Consider the following 17,932-nt stretch of genomic DNA (forward strand, 5'->3'; position numbering starts at 1 on the left):
GGGGCATTTCTCGGGTATCGGTGACCCAAGAGCATGTCGTTGTTCCATGTTCTGATGAGCTGGCTGGGGTGGTAGGATTCGAACCTACGATACACGGTACCAAAAACCGCTGCCTTACCACTTGGCTACACCCCAACGGTGAGCGGCTGTCTACGATTGTTGTCGGCGGGGTTCAAGAGCTATTTGCAAAAAATGAGACCGCGATGCGAAAATTTTTTCTGACCATTATTTGGTATCGATCAGCACGGCTCCGGCGCGGTTTCCGGCCTGTACCATTTCGTGTGCAGCGGCGCAGTCTGCCAGTGAAAATACCTTTTGAAGCGGGCAGATCAAAGCGCCGTCCGTCAGCGCCTGATGAAGGGTTTTCACGGCAGCAGTGCGCATTTCCGGTGGCAACAGATAGATCAGGATTGTCTCAAGCGTAACGGCCTTAAACATCATCGATCCGAACGGAAAGACAGGTGCCATGTTATGGGCAGAGCCATAGGTATTGATACGTCCGTTCTCGGCGATCACAGCGGTGTTCGTTTCGATGTTTTGTCCAAACTCCACATCAACGATTCGGCTGAGTGTCTGCCCGCCATTCGCTTCCAGAATCTCGTCTGCAAGGGTCTCGCTGGCATAGTCCAGCACCACATCTGCTCCGGCTACATTGACCCGATCAAAGTTTCGGGGGCTCGCAGTTGTTATAACGCGCGCGCCGGCCCATTTTGCAAGCTGAACTGCTAGATAACCGACCGTGCCTGCGCCGCCGTGAATTAGAATCGTTTGGTCTTTGGGTGTTCCGCTCGAGAAGACGGCATGGCATGCCGTCAGGCCGGGGATACCCAGAATTGCGCCTGTCTCAAGCGACACAGTATCCGGCAGCTCAACAGCCTGACCACTAGGCAAGGTAATGTGGCTGGCGGCTGTGCCAAAGGCGCGCCGCCATTGCCCGTTCCAGATCCAAACACGCTGACCGATCCGTGAAGTGGGAACACCGTCCCCAACAGCTGAAATAACACCTGACCCGTCGCTGTGGGGGATGATCACAGGGAAAGGAGGTTGCGTCACGCCCGGACGGGTTCCCGCGCGGGCTTTGATGTCCGATGGGTTGACGCCTGAAAATGCCAGCTCGACGGTAACTTCGCCTGGACCCGGAGGAACCGGAGGGAGATCTTGCAGGCGTAAGACATCGGCTGCGTCTCCGAAAGCGGAATAGGTGACTGCGCGCATGAAAACCTCCGATTTTTTCGGAGTATCACAACAATCTGACAGGAAACTCAATGGGAGTATTGCTGGTTGCCCAACTAGCAAGGTCACGGCTTTATTCGCGGATTTCGGCCGGATCGACGCCCCACAGATTCGACTTCAGCGTCCAGCCCCGATAGCCGCCCGCCGTGATACGGCACCAGTCCAGCGAACACGTGCCAAGGCGAGCCACGACGCCGGTCTCGAAATGCGCATTCGCGGGCGAATTAGAGTCGGGGCGGGCATAGACGGGCAGCATGTCGGATTCGATCAGCACCGTGCGCACACCTGACAACAAGGCATAGTGCACCCAGCCACCGGCACCGTCGCGGTCCTGAACTTTGCGCCAGTTGCCATATTCCGCCGTCACTTGCAGCGGCATGCCGCGCCGTTTGAACACCCAATCGATTCGATGGCTCAGCGAAGGCCCGCGCCGCACGTTCCCTTCTGCTGCTTTCATGGACACATAGCGCGGCAGGGGCAGGTTGGTGACAGATCCACGTTGATCCTCGGCATGTGCGGCCCAGGAACCGAACATGACCAGAAATGCGGATATCGCCGCCAGACATCGGCTTTTTACCGGTCGAATACCACTCACTGACTGCCCGCTCTTATGCCCGTTGATCCGATTATGAAAAAAGGTCGACTCAATGCCAATGGGGTTCTTGTGCCCCGCCTTATCCTGCGCCACGATGCCATGGCGCGCGTCTGTTTGCAAAGCAGTGGGAGGGCCGAGGTGCCAAGAGAACGTCTGAGTGTTGTCGTTACGCGACGGTTGCCCGAAGCAGTTGAAACCCGGTTGAGCGAGTTGTTTGATGTGCGCCTGCGCGATGACGACACGCCGATGACAAGAGATGAGCTTGTGGCCGCGATACAGGAAGCCGATGTTCTGGTGCCCACGGTGACGGATGCGATTGATGGCGGCCTTTTGGGTCAAGCGGGTGAAAACCTGAAGCTGATTGCCAATTACGGGGCGGGTGTCGACAATATCGATGTGTCTACAGCGCGACAGCGCGGCATTTTGGTGTCGAACACGCCCGGCGTGCTGACAGATGACACTGCCGACATGACAATGGCCCTGATCCTTGCCGTCACGCGACGCATTCCTGAAGGGCTGAGCGTGATGCAGCAGGGCGATTGGTCCGGCTGGGCCCCAACCGCCTTTCTGGGTGGTCGGATCGGTGGTCGCCGTCTGGGTATTCTAGGGATGGGTCGGATCGGGCAGGCCGTTGCGCGGCGTGCAAGCGCTTTTGGAATGCAGGTTCATTACCATAATCGCCGCAGGCTGCGCCCCGAGACTGAACAAGAACTGGAGGCAACCTATTGGGAAAGCCTTGATCAGATGGTCGCTCGAATGGATGTGATTTCGGTTAATTGCCCGTCAACTCCGTCGACCTTCCACCTGATGAATGCGCGTCGTTTGAAGCTTATGAAGGCGTCAGCCGTGATCGTGAATACCTCGCGCGGTGAAGTTGTCGACGAAAATGCCCTGACCCGGATGATTCGAGCGGGCGAAATCGCGGGCGCAGGGCTGGACGTTTACGAACAGGGCACCGACGTGAACCCGCGGTTGCGGCAGCTGCCCAACGTTGTGTTGTTGCCGCATATGGGGTCGGCCACGCTGGAGGGGCGGATCGAAATGGGCGAGAAGGTCATCATCAACATCAAAACCTTCGAAGACGGCCACCGTCCGCCAGATCAGGTTGTGCCCTCTATGCTCTAAGCCGCCGGAAAGGAGCCTGAATGGACCTGTTTGAAGGGGGATGCCGCTGCGGACGGTTGCGCATCATGGCTTCGGGCCGTCCCCTTCGGGTCGGGGTGTGTCATTGCATTGACTGCCGCAAGCATCATGGGGCTTTGTTCTATGCCGCAGCGATTTTTCCCAGCGATGCCGTCGAAATATCAGGCCCGTCGCAGGGCTATGCGGACCGGTTCTTCTGCCCGACCTGCGGTTCTGCGGTTTTTGCGCGTAGTGGTTCTGAGGTCGAGGTGCATCTGGGATGTCTCGACATGCCCAACCAATTGACGCCGACATACGAATGCTGGGTCTCGCGGCGCGAAGGCTGGTTGCCCGAATTCAATGGAATGACTCGGTTTGACCGGGATCGGGATGAATTTGAGCAATAGGTATCGTGGCGAAACCTTGCTGTGAAGTCACGACTGTACGGCGAACCGTTGCAGAGCGCGGTCATTGCTTACAGGTGTGAAACAAAACGAAGTATTGGAGGATTTAATCAGATGAGATGTGTTTCTGCTTTATTACTTTCGGCAATTGCGTTTTCGACGCCGGTCCTTGCTCAGGAGGCTGCTGATGCCGTTGCACCCGAAACTGCCTCGGAAGGGCAGGTGCAGGCCCTGACAGCCGAAGTCATCGCCGCGCTTGAGGCCAAGCTGGACGGTGTTCCGGTTACATCTGAGAACTGGATGGTGGCTGCCGCCAACCCACTGGCCGTTGAAGCCGGGGCCAAAGTATTACGCGCAGGCGGGTCCGCTGCGGACGCGATGGTAGCCGTACAGGTTGTGCTGGGTTTGGTCGAGCCGCAATCCTCGGGCCTGGGTGGTGGCGCGTTTTTGGTCTGGTACGACGCAGCAACTGGGCAGATGACAACGCTGGACGGGCGCGAAACCGCACCACAGGCGGCCACACCAATACTGTTTCACGACGAAAACGGTGAGCCGCTGAAATTCTTTGATGCGGTCGTTGGAGGATTGTCGGTGGGAACTCCGGGCACGCCTGCCTTGCTGGAAGAGGCCCATCGTCGCTGGGGACGCTCTCCCTGGCCCAGCTTGTTCGCTGATGGAATCCGTCTGGCAGATGAGGGCTTTCTGGTCTCGCCGCGCTTGGCCAGCCTTGTTGAAAACGATGCCGAGCGCCTGTCGCGCTTTCCCGAAACGGCCGCGTATTTTCTGCCGGGTGGAGAACCTTTGCAGCAAGGGCAGCGCCTGATGAATTCGGCCTATGCCGATACCTTGCGTGTGCTGGCCAGTGACGGGGCCGCAGGATTTTATGGCGGTGAGATCGCTGCCGATATTGTCCGCACGGTGCAGAACGCTCCGGGCAATCCCGGTGTTCTGTCCGGCATTGACTTGGCGCTGTATCAAGTGAGCGAACGTGAACCGGTTTGTGCCGAATACCGCGCGTATGAGGTTTGCGGAATGGGGCCGCCATCGTCCGGTGCGCTGACTGTGGGACAGATTTTGGGGATGCTGAACAGCTATGATCTGGCAGCGATGGGTCCCGAAAGCGCAGAAGCCTGGCGGTTGATCGGAGATGCCTCTCGCCTCGCCTTTGCAGATCGTGGTCGTTACATGGCTGACAGTGATTTTGTGCCCATGCCCACAAAGGGGTTGGTTGATCCGGACTATCTTGCGCAGCGTGCGGCTTTGTTGGAAACCGAAGGTGCGTTGGCTGAAATCGCTCCGGGGCAGCCTGAATTCGACCATGCGCTGAACTGGGCAGACGACGTATCGCTCGAATTACCCTCGACCTCGCATATCTCAATCGTGGACGGCTATGGCAACGTGTTGTCGATGACGACGACCATAGAAAACGGCTTTGGATCGCGTCTGATGACGAACGGGTTTCTGTTGAACAACGAGCTGACGGACTTCTCGTTCAAAACCCATAGCGACGGAGTGCCGATTGCCAACCGGTTGGAACCCGGAAAACGTCCGCGTTCTTCCATGAGCCCGACAATCGTGATGCAGGACGGCGCGCCGGTTCTGGCCATCGGTTCGCCGGGCGGCAGCCGTATCATTGGCTATGTCGCGAAAACGATCATCGCCTGGGCTGATTGGGATATGGACGTACAGCAAGCACTGTCCTTGCCGCATCTGGTCAATCGTTTCGGGACTTATGATGTCGAGGCTGGTAGCGCCGCCGAAGGGTACACGGATGCGCTGGTTTTGCAGGGCTTTGAGGTTAATCCGCGCGATCTGACATCGGGCCTGCATGCCATCGAAATCGGTGACGTGCTGAGCGGGGGCGCCGACCCGCGTCGCGAAGGGATTGCGCTGGGCGAATAAGCCCTCGGTATTTGTGGGGGTTGCCCACACTCTGCGGGCCTTTTAGTCATAGGCTGAAAGGCCCGCAGTGTTTTGGGGCAGCGGAGGATGACAATGGTACAAGCTACGGCCTTGCCTAGAAATGAAACAGGCATAGAAACCGCGATCAGCATTCTCAAACAACGTTTCGGCGACAGGCTGCAAACAGGCGCCGCGATCCGGGAACAGCACGGCCACACCACAACATGGATCGAAAACCAAAGCCCAGACGCCGTGGTTTTCCCGCACACGACGCAGGAGGTTTCGAACATCGTCAAAACCTGTGCCGCGCATGGGGTGCCGGTGATCCCGTTTGGAACTGGAACGTCGCTGGAAGGGCATGTGAACGCGCCGGCTGGAGGCATCTCGGTCGATCTGACGCAGATGGACAAGGTGCTGTCGGTTCATGCCGAAGATCTGGATTGTGTCGTGCAGCCTGGCGTGACCCGCGAGGCGCTGAACGCCCATTTGCGAGATCAAGGCCTGTTCTTTCCGATTGATCCCGGGGCCAATGCCTCGCTTGGCGGTATGGCTGCCACGCGCGCCTCGGGCACCAATGCGGTGCGGTATGGGACGATGAAGGACAATGTTCTCAGCCTCGAGGCGGTCATGCCAGATGGCCAGATCATCCGTACAGGGCAAAGGGCCAAGAAATCCTCGGCTGGGTATGATCTGGCCCGCCTTCTGATCGGGGCCGAAGGAACGCTGGGGATCATCACCGAACTGACCCTGCGTCTTCAAGGCATCCCCGAAGCGATTAGCTCGGCCCGATGCTCGTTTCCAACTGTGGATGCGGCCTGCCGCGCAGTGATGATGACCATACAGTATGGCATTCCTGTCGCCCGAATTGAGTTGCTGGATGAAATGTCGGTTCAGGCGGCCAACGCCTATTCCGGGCTGAACCTGCCGGAAACGCCGTTGTTGCTGTTGGAGTTCCATGGCTCTGAAGGCGGTGCCGTGGAACAGGCCGAGACATTTGGTCAGATCGCTGAAGAATTCGGCGGTACCGATTTTGCCGCGACTTCGACCACCGAGGACCGAAACATGCTGTGGCAGGCGCGGCATGACATGTATTGGGCCTGCCTGCAACTGCGCCCCGGCGCGCGGGGTATCTCCACGGACGTCTGTGTGCCGATCTCGCGTCTGGCCGAATGTGTGACGCAGGCTCAGAAAAAGGCCGACGACCTCAGTCTTCTGGCCCCCATCGTGGGGCATGTAGGAGACGGCAATTTCCACACGCTGCTGCTGATCGACATGGAAAGCGCCGATGAAGTTGCCAAGGCTGACGCCTTTGTCGGCTGGCTGAACGATCTTGCGATCTCGATGGAAGGCACCTGCACCGGGGAACATGGTATCGGGCAAGGCAAACGGCCTTATCTTGAAAAAGAACTGGGGCCTGCCACCCGGTATATGGCCGCAATCAAGGCCGCGCTGGACCCCGACAACATCATGAACCCCGGCAAGATCTTGTCTGATCGCCCCTAGCGGATTTCGTGATCTGGTCGGTTTTGTGCCCTCAAAACGTCCACTTGTTCTGGATTCTTACAGCCGAATACAAACAGGTGGTCGACATGAGCGCGAAATATTTGGCAGGCCTTGTTACAATCTGCGGATTGGCGGTTGCAGGGCTTGACTATTATCAACAAGCCCAGGCATCGGAAAACGGTCTGAATATGAAAGATTATTTGGCTTCTGTGTCGGCGCGCGCCGGGTTTACGGACACCCTTGCTGAAGCAGAATCCCAAGTTTCCCAACCACAGGAACCAGCGGCGCAAAAACCCTCAGGCGAGGGCGGCAAACTGGTCTGCGTTACAGTCGGGACCAGCAAACGCTGCAGCTCTAGCGGGTGAACCAAGCGGCCAGATAGGTGATCTGCGACCTGCATTCGATGTTCGGGTCGTTTTTTTCCTATCACTGGTCGGATGAATGTCGCGCGTTGCCCCCTAAGTGCGCCATATGGTGTCAGCTGAATTCAAGGGGAGACGCCCGGTTATGAAAACCCAAGTCAAAGCATTGGTCGTTGGCGGTGGCGCCGTTGGGACCTCGATTGCCTATCATCTGGCCAAAGCGGGCTGGGACGATGTGATGTTGATCGAACGGGACGAGCTGACGTCGGGCTCGACCTGGCATGCTGCTGGTTTGCTGCCACTGTTCAACATGTCCTATGCGACAACTCATATTCACAAGTATTCGGTCGACTTCTACAAGACACTGGAAGAAGAAACCGGACTGAATGCGGGCTTTGCTGTTGTTGGTAACCTGCGCATGGCGCAGACGCAGGACCGCATGGACGAATACATGCTCTATGCCTCCACGGCCGAGACCTGTGATGTCAAATACGAATGGTTGACCCCGGGTCAGATCAAGGAACGCTGGCCGCTGATCGAGACCTCTGATCTGAAAGGTGCGATCTATCATACCGAGGATGGTTACATTAATCCCGCCGATGTGACGCAGGCGATGGCAAAGGGTGCCCGTCAGCGTGGAGTGGACATCGTGCGGAAAATGCAGGCTGATGCGTTCCATTGGAACGGTACTCATTGGGAAGTCACCTGCACCAAGATGGTCGAAAAAGGCGGCAACCTCGTTCCGTCCGATGAGCAGGTCGTGATCACTGCTGAGCATGTTGTGACCGCTTCCGGAAACCATGCGCAGCGTACGGCCAAAATGCTGGGCATCAAAATGCCCGCGATCCCGGTTGAGCATACGTTCATCGTCATGGACAAAGACCCCGAGCTGGTCAAATGGCGTGAAGCTGGTAACCCCGAACACCCCGTTGTGCGCGATGCCGACAACGAATCCTACGCGCGTGAAGAGCGCGGCGGCTGGATTCTAGGCATCTATGAACATGGCGCGCCTGCGCAGTTCGAACATGGCGTGCCGGACAGCTTCCGTGCCGACCTGTTCCCGCTGGACCTCGACCGCATCGCCGATCAGTACATGGCGATGGCCGAACGCGTGCCGTCCTGCGCCGAATCCGGTCTGAAAGACGATTTCAACGGCCCGATCTGCTACACCCCCGACGGCAACCCGCTGGTTGGCCCGGCTCCGGGCCTGCGCAACATGTGGCTGGCCGAAGGTTTCTCGTTCGGCATCACCGCTGCGGGCGGCACCGGCTATTATCTGGCACAGATGATGGTCGATGGCGAAGCCGAGATCGACATGGCCTCGCTGGACCCCAAACGCTACAGCAGCAACTGGATGACCACCGAGTTCGCGGCACGCAAGAATGAAGAGTGCTATGAGCACGTCTACATTCTGCACCACCCCGACGAAGAGCGTGCGGCCTGCCGCCCATTGCGGACTGTTCCGGCGTACGATCGTCAGAAAGCGCGTGGCGCACAGTTTGGCTGGGTCAATGGATGGGAGCGCCCGAACTATTTCGGTCCGCTGGATGCACCCGAAAACTTCGACCATGACGCCCGCTCGTTCCGCCGCGGTGGCTGGTGGCAGCATGCCGTTGACGAAGCCAAGGCGATCCGAGAAGGCGTTGGCCTGATCGACGCGTCGGCCTTCACCAAGCATGTCGTCAAAGGCCCCGGTGCGACCCAGTTCCTGGATTGGTTCACCTGCAACAAACTGCCCAAAGTCGGTCGTATCAACCTGACCTACGCGCTGACTTCGCACGGCACCACCCGCACTGAATACACCATCGTCCGCAACGGCGAGAACAACTACTACATCGTCTCTGCCGGGGCATGGACTGAGTATGACGCCGACTTCCTGCGCAAGGCGGCCGAGGACAAGATGGAGGAGTTCGGTTACATCGAGATCCAGGATGTGACCACTCAGTGGGGCGTCTTCGCCATCGCCGGACCCAAGTCGCGTGACGTTCTGAAAGAGGTCATCAAGGACGCCGACCCGGAAACCGCATTGTCCAACAAGCGCTTCCCATGGCTGTCGGCCCGTCAGATCGAATTGGGCATGTGCCCGGTCAACGCGATCCGCGTGGCCTATACCGGTGAGCTGGGCTGGGAACTGCACCATCCGATCGAGATGCAGAACTACCTGTTCGACCTGCTGGAAAAAGCCGGTGAGAAGCATGGCATGAAGCTGGTTGGTGCCCGCGCCCAGAACTGGCTGCGTCAGGAGAAATCCTATCGCGCATTTGGCACTGAGCTGGGCCGCGACGCGACCCCGCTGGAAGCCGACCTGCCGCGCTTTGTCGATCTGTCCAAGGACTTCTATGGCAAGGCCAAGCTGGAAGAGACTGGCGTGCGCGTGAAATGCTGCACCCTGCTGATAGACGGACCGGAGGATGCCGACCCGTGGGGCCGTGAGGTGCTGTATACCCCGGAAGGTGAGCGCGTTGGCCGTCTGACCTCGGGTGGGTATTCGGTGGCCTTCGAGAAGTCCATCGGCATGGGCTATGTGAAGCCTGAAATGGCCGTCGAAGGCACCAAGCTGAAGGTCAAGATGCTGGATAAGCTGTGGGACGCTGTTGTCACCTGCGATAGCCCCTACGATCCGAAAAACGAGGTCATCCGCAAGGACGGTTGATCAAAGAAAGGCCCCGGAAACTTCCGGGGCCTTTTCAGTTGGTTACGCGGACAGTTCGTCAAAACATTCCAGCGCTTTGGCCGCGTACATCATGGCTGGTCCACCACCCATCTGAACGGCCATGGCCAATACGTCCGAAACCTCATCTCTCGTCGCACCTGCTTTGATCAGGGCTTCTGTGTGTAAGGTGATACAGGGCTCGCATCGGAGTGTGACCGACATGCCCAAAGCGATGAATTCCTTTGTTTTGTAGTCGAGCGTTCCGCCCTCTTTCACGGCCTTCCCTAGCGCGCCGAACGCGCGCGTTGCGTCCGGGATGGACCCGTTGAGATTACGGAGGCTCTTGCGGGTTGCCGAGAGCTTTTCTTGCCAGTGCATGTCTGCTGCCTTTCACATTTCGCAAATGGAATATGAAATAAGAAGCAGGGATTTGACTTTGATCTCGATCAGGTCGCTGGTCGCGATGTGATGAATGCAAGATTGTTGGCGGGCATATCGACCGTATTCAGTACCGTCAGGTCGACATCCTCAAAAAGCGCTATCATATCTGTGTCGTCTTTGTAGCCTATGTCCGGATCTTGCTGGGTGAGAGCTTCGTGAAATCTCTTGTCGCCTTCGCTTGTAAGCTGGCCCGAGCGCTTGAATGGTCCGTATAAGACAAATCGACCGGATGGCCTTAGCACTTTGGCAGTCTCGGCGATGATGGTTTGCGTTTCCTGCCAGCTGATCAAGTGCATCAGATTGATCAACAAGATCATGCTTTGTTCGGGGAACCGGACATGCCAGCCTGCGGTTGTGGCATCCAGTTCTCGGGCACGCGCGACGTTCGGTAAATCGCACGTGTAGGCGTCGATACTGGCACGCCGTTCCGAGTCAATTTCCGTCGGCTGCCACTGGAGGCCGGGCAACAGGTCCGCGAAGGCCGCGATATGCTGACCGGTGCCGCTGGCAATCTCTAACGCCTGTCCCTGGGACGGAGCCCAGTCACGCAGCAATGCGCACAAGGCGTCGGAGTTTCGCGATGCCGCCGGGGCCACCAGTTTGCCATCTTCAGCCGAATTGGCAACGCTGGCAGAAGAGGGAAGTCTGCGTTTGATCATTGCTTCAACCTTTCTGGGGTCAACATGGCAACAATCTCAGGGTCGAGAGCAGGAGGAGCTCCTGTAACCAGATCGCAAAGCAACTGAGATGCTGCTGGCGCGGTTTGAAAGCCATAGCCACCTTGTCCAGCGCTCCATATGAATGAAGGGTCCTGAGGGTCTCTTCCAAGTACCAAAGTTCCGTCTGGCGCAAAACTGCGCAACCCGGCCCAGTTTGTTTCGACCCGCGTGACCCTTTCGGTCATCAAAGCTTCGTAACGCGCCAGACCTTCTGCCAACACCATATCGTCGGCATAGGCATCCTGAGGCGGAACAGGGTCGGCTTCGGATGGCGAGACCAGAAGTTTCCCGGCATCGGGTTTAGCGTACCATGTTTCACCCACACCCAGCATCATGGGCCAGCCGGAAACATCATGGCCACCTGGGGCGGGCAATCGCGCCATGGATCGGCGGCGCGGGGTAATACCGATGGGCGGAAGCCCCGCAAGACCGGCGACTTCGTCCACCCACGCCCCGGCGGCGTTGACCAGGTTATGGGCCTCAAAACTCTGGCCGGCGGTGACGATCCAATGCAAGTCTTTGCGGATGGCAGTGACCCTGTGTTTGGTCGAAATCGTCCCGCCATTCTGCCGAATGGTTCGGGCAAAATCCTGCAACAAACGATCTGTATCGATGTCAAAAGCGGCTTCGCTGACAGCCGCAAAGCCCACGTGCTGGAGGTTCAGGATGGGAATGCGTGCAATGGCGTCAACTGTCGATATTTGCGCCATGTTCAAGTCCCTGCAATCAGCAGCAAACAGGTCTGACTGATCTCGCGCGCCGACCAACATCAATCCGCGCGGAGTCAGATAACCTCCGTTCTGCGAATGCAGGAAGGCAGCGCCTGCCTTGTTCAGAGCGACAACCGAAGGCGATCCATAGTTTTCTTCAAACAGTGCAGCAGATCGGCCGGATGCGTGATAGCCTAGGGCGTCCTCGGCCTCGAGCACCATCACGGTTCCATGCTTCGACAGGCGCGCGCCGGCGCTGAGACCGGCGATGCCACCACCGATGATCAGAAAATCAATCATGGTTTGCGGGCGCCTCGGACGGGATGCGGCGAAGTATTCTGGAATCGCATATTGGTCTGTGAGTCTTTCATTCGTTTTGCGTTTGTCTTTCAAGACTATAAGCAGCCTTGAATTTACGCTTCAACCCGGTCAAAGAAGTATCAAAATATTAAGGAGGGTAAGGTGACTGCAGCAGACCTTCATCCAATGGCTACAGGGCATATTCCCCGATACGTTGTCGCAGCTGATGGAAGCGACTACCTTTTTTCAGCCATGATCGTCTTTTTTGTCGTTCTGGTGGTGTTGATTGGTGTTGGATACCTGACGCTCCACTCCGTGCCGGAAAAAATGGCTCATGAAAACAACCACCCGCAATTTCAATTGGTGGGTATTTTGGCGCTGCTCGCGCTGTTTACGCATAATGGACTGTTCTGGGTTGCCGCCATACTGGTCGCAGGGTTTCAGTTTCCGGACTTTGCCACACCGCTCAGAAACATTGCTGATGCCATTCGTTCTCTTGGTCGGGTCCAGGTGCCGGATCCGTTGCCTGAGGCAGTCGCACCGGCAGCGCCCGTTACAGAAGCTGGTGAAGCGCAGGAGCACAGCAAATGATCGAGACCATGCTCTGCGCCTTGATTACGGTGCTGCCCGATTATTTGTTCCGCCGGTTTGTACAGGGCAAACGTATAGGTCACGAAATCACCTTGTTTACCATGTGGTACGAACTGCGTTGGGGCCTGACGACATGCGCCATTCTGGCGCTGACCGTGATCACCACGCTGTTTTATTTCCACCCGGCCAGCAAAACGGCCGCGTCCTATTTCCGTACCGTCACGATCCTGCCGCAGCTGGGTGGGCGTGTTTCAGAGGTTTTCGTAAAGAACAACCAACTGGTCACGGCGGGTCAGCCGATATTCCGGATCGAGGATTTCAGCCAAACCGCGCAGGTTCAGGCGGCAAATGCACAGATAGCGCAGGTCCAGGCCTCGCTTAAAGTTGCCGAAACCGACCTGGCAGAGGCTGACGCTGGCATCGCTGGCGCGAAGGCGGCCCTTGCGCAGTCTCTCGAGGATCTGGAACGCAACACAACCTTGCGCGACGAAGGTTCGAGCGCTGTGCGGCTGGCCGAGATCGAGCGCCTTGAAAACCTTGTCGCCGAGCGAGAGGCTCAGGTTGTCGCGGCTGAAGCCAAACGTGCAGCAGTTGAGCAGCAGATCGAAGAACTGATCCCCGCCCAACTGGCCAGTGCGATTGCGCAACTGGACGCCGCGCAGACCGAGTTGGACAAAACAGTTATTCTCGCTGGTGTTACCGGACGGGTCGAACAGTTTAGCTTACAGGTCGGCGATTATGTAAGCCCATTGTTGCGCCCTGCCGGTATTCTGGTGCCGTCACATACCGGACATGACCGGTTTCAGGCTGCGTTTAACCAACTGTCTGCTCAGGTCATCAAACCGGGCATGATCGGTGAGTTGGGCTGCATGACCAAGCCGTTCACGGTAATTCCCACGGTCGTGGTCGAGGTGCAGGATGTGATCCCATCGGGACAGATCCGCCCGTCGGACGAGCTGCGCGATGTGCAAACCAACAACCAACCCGGTTCGATCCTGGTCTATTTGGAGCCGCTATACAAAGGTATGGCCGATGACATTCTTCCGGGCAGCAACTGTCTGGCCAATGTCTACACCGACAACCATGAGCGGCTAGAGCACGAGGATCTGGGCTTTTGGGAGGCTGCGTTCTTGCATGTGGTGGACACAATCGGTGTGGTTCACGCCGCAGGTCTGCGCCTGCGTTTGATCCTGATGCCGGTGAACACTTTGGTGCTGACCGGGCATTGATCCGGTCTTGGCAATCCAAACGCAAAGGGCCCGGCAGTTTTTGCCGGGCCCTTTGGTTTTAAAGCGCGGCCTTGAACAGCTGCGTCAGATTTTCTTTCGTCAACTCTATCGGGTTGCCCCCGCAAGAGGGATCGATGATCGCGCCTTCGACCAGTTCGGGGATTGCGACCTCGGTCACGCCCAAGTCGGACAGGGTGCGCGGGATGCCGAGGCTGTCGTTGAACTCCTGCACAAAGGCACGGAAGCCGTCAAAGCCACCATCAATGCCCAAATAAGACGCGGCCTGTTGGAACCGGTCGGCGATGGCAGGGGCGTTGAACTCCAGCACAGCAGGCATACAAACCGCGTTTGTGGTGCCGTGGTGGGTGTTGAACACCGCACCGATTGGGTGGCTCATCGCGTGGATGGCACCTAGCCCTTTCTGGAAGGCCGTCGCGCCCATGGCTGCTGTGCTCATCATCTGGGCGCGGGCCTCGATATCGGTGCCGTCGGCATAGGCGCGAGGCAGATACTCTTTCACCAGCAGCATCCCTTCCAGCGCAATGCCCTGGCTCATCGGGTGATAATGCGGGCTGGAATATGCCTCGACGCAGTGAGCAAAGGCGTCGAGACCTGTGCCTGCGGTGATGAACTTGGGCATCCCGACGGTGAGTTCAGGGTCGCAGATCACTACGGTTGGAAGAACCTTGGGGTGGAAAATGATCTTCTTCGCGTGGGTTTCCGAGTTGGTGATGACACTGGCACGCCCAACTTCCGATCCCGTCCCGGCGGTGGTCGGCACTGCGATGATCGGCGCGATCACTTCCGCGTCTGCGCGGGTCCACCAGTCGCCGATATCCTCAAAATCCCATACGGGCCGCGTCTGACCCGCCATGAAGGCGACCATCTTGCCCAAATCCAGACCTGAACCACCGCCAAAAGCGATCACACCGTCATGGCTGCCCGCATTGTAGGCAGCAACCCCGGCGTCGAGGTTCTTTTCGTTCGGGTTGGGATCCACATCGCTGAATAGCCCACGACCCAGTCCTGCGGCCTCCATGATGTCCAAGGTTGCGGCGGTGATCGGCAGATCGGCAAGCCCCTTGTCCGTGACAAGCAGGGGTTTTTTCATCCCGGCGGCAGCGCAGGCTTCAGGCAGTTCCTTGATGCGTCCGGCGCCGAATTTGATTGCGGTCGGATAGGACCAGTTTCCAACAAGTGACATGTCAGGTTTCCTTTGTGATTTGAGGTCTGCTTGGGGGGAGGGGGTCAAACCCGAGCAGACCATCGTCCTTAGCCCGTGACCTTCTTCAGGTGATAGGATTTGGGACGGGTTAGGTTGTGATAGCCAATGACCGAAAGGCCGCCGCCGCGCCCGGTGTTCTTGCAGCCGGTCCAGCACAGGCCAGGGTCTAGATAATCCGCCCGATTCATGAATACAGTGCCGGTCTCGATCTGATCGCCCACCCGCGCCGCACGATCCACATCGCGGGTCCACAGGCTGGCAGTCAGGCCAAACTCGCTGTCATTCATCAGTTGAATGGCTTCTTCATCCGAAGACACTTTCATGATGCCCACAACCGGCCCAAAGCTCTCATCCCGCATCACCCGCATGTCATGAGTCACATTGGTCAGAATCTGTGGCGTCAGGTAGGCGCCACCATCGTCTTCAGCAAAGGTGTCGATATGTGCGACCGCACCGGCCTCAACAGCCTCGGCAATCTGCGCGCGCACTTCTTTGGCAAAACGTACATTTGCCATCGGACCAATCGTCGTCTCGGTATTCAGCGGATCGCCCAACTTGTAGCTGTTTACAATCTCAACTGCCTTGGCGACAAAATCATCAAAGAGGCTTTCGTGGACGTAAATGCGCTCGATCCCACAGCAACATTGGCCCGAGTTGAACATTGCTCCGTCGATCAACGTATCGACGGCTGCGTCCAGATCCGCGTCCTCCATGACATAACCCGGGTCTTTGCCACCCAGCTCGGTGCCTACGCCGGTAAACGTACCAGCCGCCGCATGTTCCATCGCCTGGCCACCGCCGACCGAGCCGGTGAAGTTCACAAAATCAAACGCATTGCCCGCAATCAGTTCATTGGTGACGTCATGGCTCAGGAACACGTTCTGAAACACGTCCTCAGGCACACCTGCCGAATGGAACGCCTGTGCCATACGCTGACCCACCAGCAGCGTCTGCGTGGCATGTTTCAGGATCACAGTATTCCCCGCGATCAGCGCCGGTGCGACCGTGTTTATGGCGGTCATATAGGGGTAGTTCCACGGTGCCACGACAAACACCACCCCATGCGGAATGCGCTTGATGTAACGCTTGAACGTCTCATCTTCGCTCACCGCGATATCAGCCAGAGAAGCCTCAGCGATTTCGGCCATATGGCTGGCGCGCTCGTTGAAACCACCAAACTCACCGCCATAGCGCACCGGGCGACCCATCATATGCGCCAGCTCGGGCACGATCTCGTCATTCATCGCGCCAACAGCAGCCACGCCCGCCATGACAAGATCAATCCGCTCCTGCAGGGGCCGCGCCGCCCAATCTGCCTGAGCGGCGCGCGCCCGGTCTGCAACCTCAAACGCCGCGTCCCGAGACAACACTTCTCGTTCCGCAAAAACCGATCCATCGATCGGTGAGACACATTTCAACATCTGCCCCATATCCACTCCATTTCCGAAAGAAACAGGATCCCTGCTTCATCTGGCCAAAAATATCTCGGGGGTCTGGGGGCAGAGCCCCCAACCTGGCCCGACCTCAAGCCCGTTCAAACCCGCGAGCAACTTCCCAATCGGTCACTACACGCTCGAACTCTTCGATCTCGACCTCTGCTGCGCGGGCGTAGTGATCGACAACGTCATCGCCCATGGCCTCCCGTAACATGGCCGAGCCATGCAGCGCATCCCGTGCCGCACGCAGGTTGCCGGGGATCATGCCGGTCTCGCCCTGATAGACGTCGCCGGTGGTGGGCGGCTGCAACTCCAGCCCTTCCTCGATCCCTGCAATCCCAGCAGCCAGCATTCCGGCCATCGCCAGATAGGGGTTCATGTCCGAACCTGGAATCCGGCACTCGACCCGAACCGCCTTGGTGCCATCCCCACATAGGCGGAAACCGGCGGTGCGGTTGTCGACCGACCAGATGATCCGCGTCGGTGCAAAGGTGCCCTTCATGAAGCGTTTGTAGCTGTTGATGTAGGGCGCCATGAAACAGGTATAATCAGGGGCGTATTTCAGCAGACCGGCCATGTAGCTTTTCATCAGCGCTGACATGCCCAACGCGTCGTCCGCGTCATAGAACGCAGGCTTGCCATCGGCCCACAGTGACTGATGCACATGGGACGAGCTGCCCACCTTATCATGGTGCCATTTTGGCAGGAAAGTCGCGGCATGGCCGTGCTGCCATGCAATCTCCTTGATCGCGTTTTTTGCGATCGAGTGATACTCGGCGGTATCCATTGCCGGGGCGTATTTGATGTTCAGCTCTTCCTGTCCGGTTTCGGCCTCGCCCTTCGAGTTCTCAACCGGTATGCCCGCGTCCCACAGGTGATTCCGGATCGGGCGCATCACATGCTCTTCTTTGGTGGTTTGAAGAATATGATAGTCTTCGTTGTAGCCCGAGATCGGTTCCAGATCGCGGAAGCCCTCCTTGCGGATCTGGTCAAAGCTCTTCTCGAACAGGAAAAACTCCAATTCCGTCGCGGTCATCGCGTCGTAGCCCATGGCTTTCAAGCGTTTGACCTGTTTTTTCAGGATCGAACGCGGTGCGTGTGGCACCTCTTCATGCGTATGGTGATCCAGCACATCGCACATTACCATGACCGTGCCCTCAAGCCATGGAACCGGGCGCAACGTATCAAGGTCGGGTTTCATGACATAGTCACCATAGCCGCGCTCCCAACTGGTGGAGGCATAACCGTCGGGCGTCGCCATTTCCAGATCAGTGGCCAACAGATAGTTGCAACAATGTGTCTCTTCCCATGCGCTGGCCACGAAATGGCCTGCGTGAAAGCGTTTGCCCATCAAACGGCCCTGCATATCGACCATGCAGACCAAAACCGTGTCCACCGATCCCTCGGATACCTGCGTTTTCAGATGTTCGAACGTGAGCATGTGCCACCTTTGTCTTTGCCGAATTGAGTTTTCGGCCATTCGTCCTGATAGACCTGCCCCCACGAA

16 protein-coding genes and 1 tRNA gene are annotated in these 17,932 nt (G+C 57.8%); 8 read left to right on the forward strand and 9 right to left on the reverse strand.

Annotated features, from left to right (window positions below; translation table 11 throughout):
• Window positions 1–60 precede the first annotated feature (60 nt).
• The 3 genes from AC2FLD_RS04395 to AC2FLD_RS04405 form a co-directional block, all read right to left on the reverse strand.
• A tRNA-Gln gene (locus AC2FLD_RS04395) sits at window positions 61–135 on the reverse strand.
• Between the two features lie 90 nt (window positions 136–225).
• Window positions 226–1,215, reverse strand: a complete 990-nt coding sequence (locus AC2FLD_RS04400; protein WP_496667682.1) for an NADPH:quinone reductase — start codon at window positions 1,213–1,215, stop codon at window positions 226–228.
• A 91-nt stretch (window positions 1,216–1,306) separates the two neighbouring features.
• Window positions 1,307–1,768 (reverse strand): SH3 domain-containing protein, encoded by a 462-nt coding sequence (locus tag AC2FLD_RS04405; RefSeq protein ID WP_083445206.1) that lies wholly within the window; start codon window positions 1,766–1,768, stop codon window positions 1,307–1,309.
• Between the two features lie 198 nt (window positions 1,769–1,966).
• Between AC2FLD_RS04405 and AC2FLD_RS04410 the strand changes: the two genes are divergently transcribed.
• The 6 genes from AC2FLD_RS04410 (at window position 1,967) to AC2FLD_RS04435 (ending at window position 9,774) form a co-directional block, all read left to right on the forward strand.
• Window positions 1,967–2,953, forward strand: coding sequence for a 2-hydroxyacid dehydrogenase (locus AC2FLD_RS04410; protein WP_496667984.1), 987 nt, complete (start codon window positions 1,967–1,969; stop codon window positions 2,951–2,953).
• 20 nt (window positions 2,954–2,973) lie between these two features.
• Window positions 2,974–3,357 carry a GFA family protein gene (locus AC2FLD_RS04415; RefSeq protein ID WP_496667683.1) on the forward strand — a complete coding sequence of 128 codons (384 nt, stop codon included), beginning with the start codon at window positions 2,974–2,976 and terminating at the stop codon, window positions 3,355–3,357.
• A 111-nt stretch (window positions 3,358–3,468) separates the two neighbouring features.
• Entirely contained in the window at window positions 3,469–5,256 is a 1,788-nt protein-coding gene (gene ggt / locus AC2FLD_RS04420) for a gamma-glutamyltransferase (protein ID WP_496667684.1), read from the forward strand.
• Between the two features lie 93 nt (window positions 5,257–5,349).
• Window positions 5,350–6,759 (forward strand): FAD-binding oxidoreductase, encoded by a 1,410-nt coding sequence (locus tag AC2FLD_RS04425; RefSeq protein ID WP_496667685.1) that lies wholly within the window; start codon window positions 5,350–5,352, stop codon window positions 6,757–6,759.
• An 8-nt stretch (window positions 6,760–6,767) separates the two neighbouring features.
• Window positions 6,768–7,124, forward strand: a complete 357-nt coding sequence (locus AC2FLD_RS04430) for a hypothetical protein (RefSeq protein WP_496667686.1) — start codon at window positions 6,768–6,770, stop codon at window positions 7,122–7,124.
• Between the two features lie 142 nt (window positions 7,125–7,266).
• Entirely contained in the window at window positions 7,267–9,774 is a 2,508-nt protein-coding gene (locus AC2FLD_RS04435; RefSeq protein ID WP_050602965.1) for a GcvT family protein, read from the forward strand.
• 42 nt (window positions 9,775–9,816) lie between these two features.
• Here AC2FLD_RS04435 and AC2FLD_RS04440 read toward each other — a convergent pair whose 3' ends face one another.
• The 3 genes from AC2FLD_RS04440 to AC2FLD_RS04450 all read right to left on the reverse strand — a co-directional run bounded on the left by AC2FLD_RS04440 (window position 9,817) and on the right by AC2FLD_RS04450 (window position 11,944).
• A complete protein-coding gene (locus AC2FLD_RS04440) occupies window positions 9,817–10,152 on the reverse strand; it encodes a carboxymuconolactone decarboxylase family protein (protein ID WP_050602964.1) in 336 nt (111 codons plus the stop codon).
• A gap of 68 nt (window positions 10,153–10,220) precedes the next feature.
• On the reverse strand, window positions 10,221–10,874 hold the full coding sequence (locus AC2FLD_RS04445; RefSeq protein WP_496667687.1) for a DUF938 domain-containing protein: 654 nt from the start codon (window positions 10,872–10,874) through the stop codon (window positions 10,221–10,223).
• On the reverse strand, window positions 10,871–11,944 hold the full coding sequence (locus AC2FLD_RS04450) for an NAD(P)/FAD-dependent oxidoreductase (RefSeq protein ID WP_496667688.1): 1,074 nt from the start codon (window positions 11,942–11,944) through the stop codon (window positions 10,871–10,873). The genes AC2FLD_RS04445 and AC2FLD_RS04450 overlap by 4 nt, the downstream gene beginning before the upstream one ends.
• Before the next feature lie 186 nt (window positions 11,945–12,130).
• On the opposite strand from AC2FLD_RS04450, the gene AC2FLD_RS04455 reads away from it, so the two are divergent.
• Window positions 12,131–12,535 (forward strand): hypothetical protein, encoded by a 405-nt coding sequence (locus AC2FLD_RS04455; RefSeq protein ID WP_496667986.1) that lies wholly within the window; start codon window positions 12,131–12,133, stop codon window positions 12,533–12,535.
• A complete protein-coding gene (locus AC2FLD_RS04460; protein WP_496667689.1) occupies window positions 12,532–13,764 on the forward strand; it encodes an HlyD family secretion protein in 1,233 nt (410 codons plus the stop codon). Before AC2FLD_RS04455 ends, AC2FLD_RS04460 begins: the two co-directional genes overlap by 4 nt.
• Before the next feature lie 58 nt (window positions 13,765–13,822).
• On the opposite strand, the gene AC2FLD_RS04465 is transcribed toward AC2FLD_RS04460, so the two are convergent.
• From AC2FLD_RS04465 to AC2FLD_RS04475, 3 genes are all read right to left on the reverse strand, one after another.
• On the reverse strand, window positions 13,823–14,968 hold the full coding sequence (locus AC2FLD_RS04465) for an iron-containing alcohol dehydrogenase (protein WP_496667690.1): 1,146 nt from the start codon (window positions 14,966–14,968) through the stop codon (window positions 13,823–13,825).
• A gap of 68 nt (window positions 14,969–15,036) precedes the next feature.
• On the reverse strand, window positions 15,037–16,419 hold the full coding sequence (locus AC2FLD_RS04470; RefSeq protein WP_496667691.1) for an aldehyde dehydrogenase family protein: 1,383 nt from the start codon (window positions 16,417–16,419) through the stop codon (window positions 15,037–15,039).
• 94 nt (window positions 16,420–16,513) lie between these two features.
• Window positions 16,514–17,866, reverse strand: a complete 1,353-nt coding sequence (locus tag AC2FLD_RS04475; protein ID WP_496667692.1) for a glutamine synthetase family protein — start codon at window positions 17,864–17,866, stop codon at window positions 16,514–16,516.
• Window positions 17,867–17,932 lie beyond the last annotated feature (66 nt).

This window comes from Ruegeria sp. CDSA021 (assembly GCF_059612325.1).

Coding starts and splice junctions, on each gene's coding strand:
- AC2FLD_RS04400 (WP_496667682.1), bottom strand. CDS start 1,215: ATGCGCGCAGTCACCTATTCCGCTTTCGGAGACGCAGCCGATGTCTTA.
- AC2FLD_RS04405 (WP_083445206.1), bottom strand. CDS start 1,768: ATGTTCGGTTCCTGGGCCGCACATGCCGAGGATCAACGTGGATCTGTC.
- AC2FLD_RS04415 (WP_496667683.1), top strand. CDS start 2,974: ATGGACCTGTTTGAAGGGGGATGCCGCTGCGGACGGTTGCGCATCATG.
- ggt (WP_496667684.1), top strand. CDS start 3,469: ATGAGATGTGTTTCTGCTTTATTACTTTCGGCAATTGCGTTTTCGACG.
- AC2FLD_RS04425 (WP_496667685.1), top strand. CDS start 5,350: ATGGTACAAGCTACGGCCTTGCCTAGAAATGAAACAGGCATAGAAACC.
- AC2FLD_RS04435 (WP_050602965.1), top strand. CDS start 7,267: ATGAAAACCCAAGTCAAAGCATTGGTCGTTGGCGGTGGCGCCGTTGGG.
- AC2FLD_RS04440 (WP_050602964.1), bottom strand. CDS start 10,152: ATGCACTGGCAAGAAAAGCTCTCGGCAACCCGCAAGAGCCTCCGTAAT.
- AC2FLD_RS04445 (WP_496667687.1), bottom strand. CDS start 10,874: ATGATCAAACGCAGACTTCCCTCTTCTGCCAGCGTTGCCAATTCGGCT.
- AC2FLD_RS04450 (WP_496667688.1), bottom strand. CDS start 11,944: ATGATTGATTTTCTGATCATCGGTGGTGGCATCGCCGGTCTCAGCGCC.
- AC2FLD_RS04455 (WP_496667986.1), top strand. CDS start 12,131: ATGGCTACAGGGCATATTCCCCGATACGTTGTCGCAGCTGATGGAAGC.
- AC2FLD_RS04460 (WP_496667689.1), top strand. CDS start 12,532: ATGATCGAGACCATGCTCTGCGCCTTGATTACGGTGCTGCCCGATTAT.
- AC2FLD_RS04465 (WP_496667690.1), bottom strand. CDS start 14,968: ATGTCACTTGTTGGAAACTGGTCCTATCCGACCGCAATCAAATTCGGC.
- AC2FLD_RS04470 (WP_496667691.1), bottom strand. CDS start 16,419: ATGGGGCAGATGTTGAAATGTGTCTCACCGATCGATGGATCGGTTTTT.
- AC2FLD_RS04475 (WP_496667692.1), bottom strand. CDS start 17,866: ATGCTCACGTTCGAACATCTGAAAACGCAGGTATCCGAGGGATCGGTG.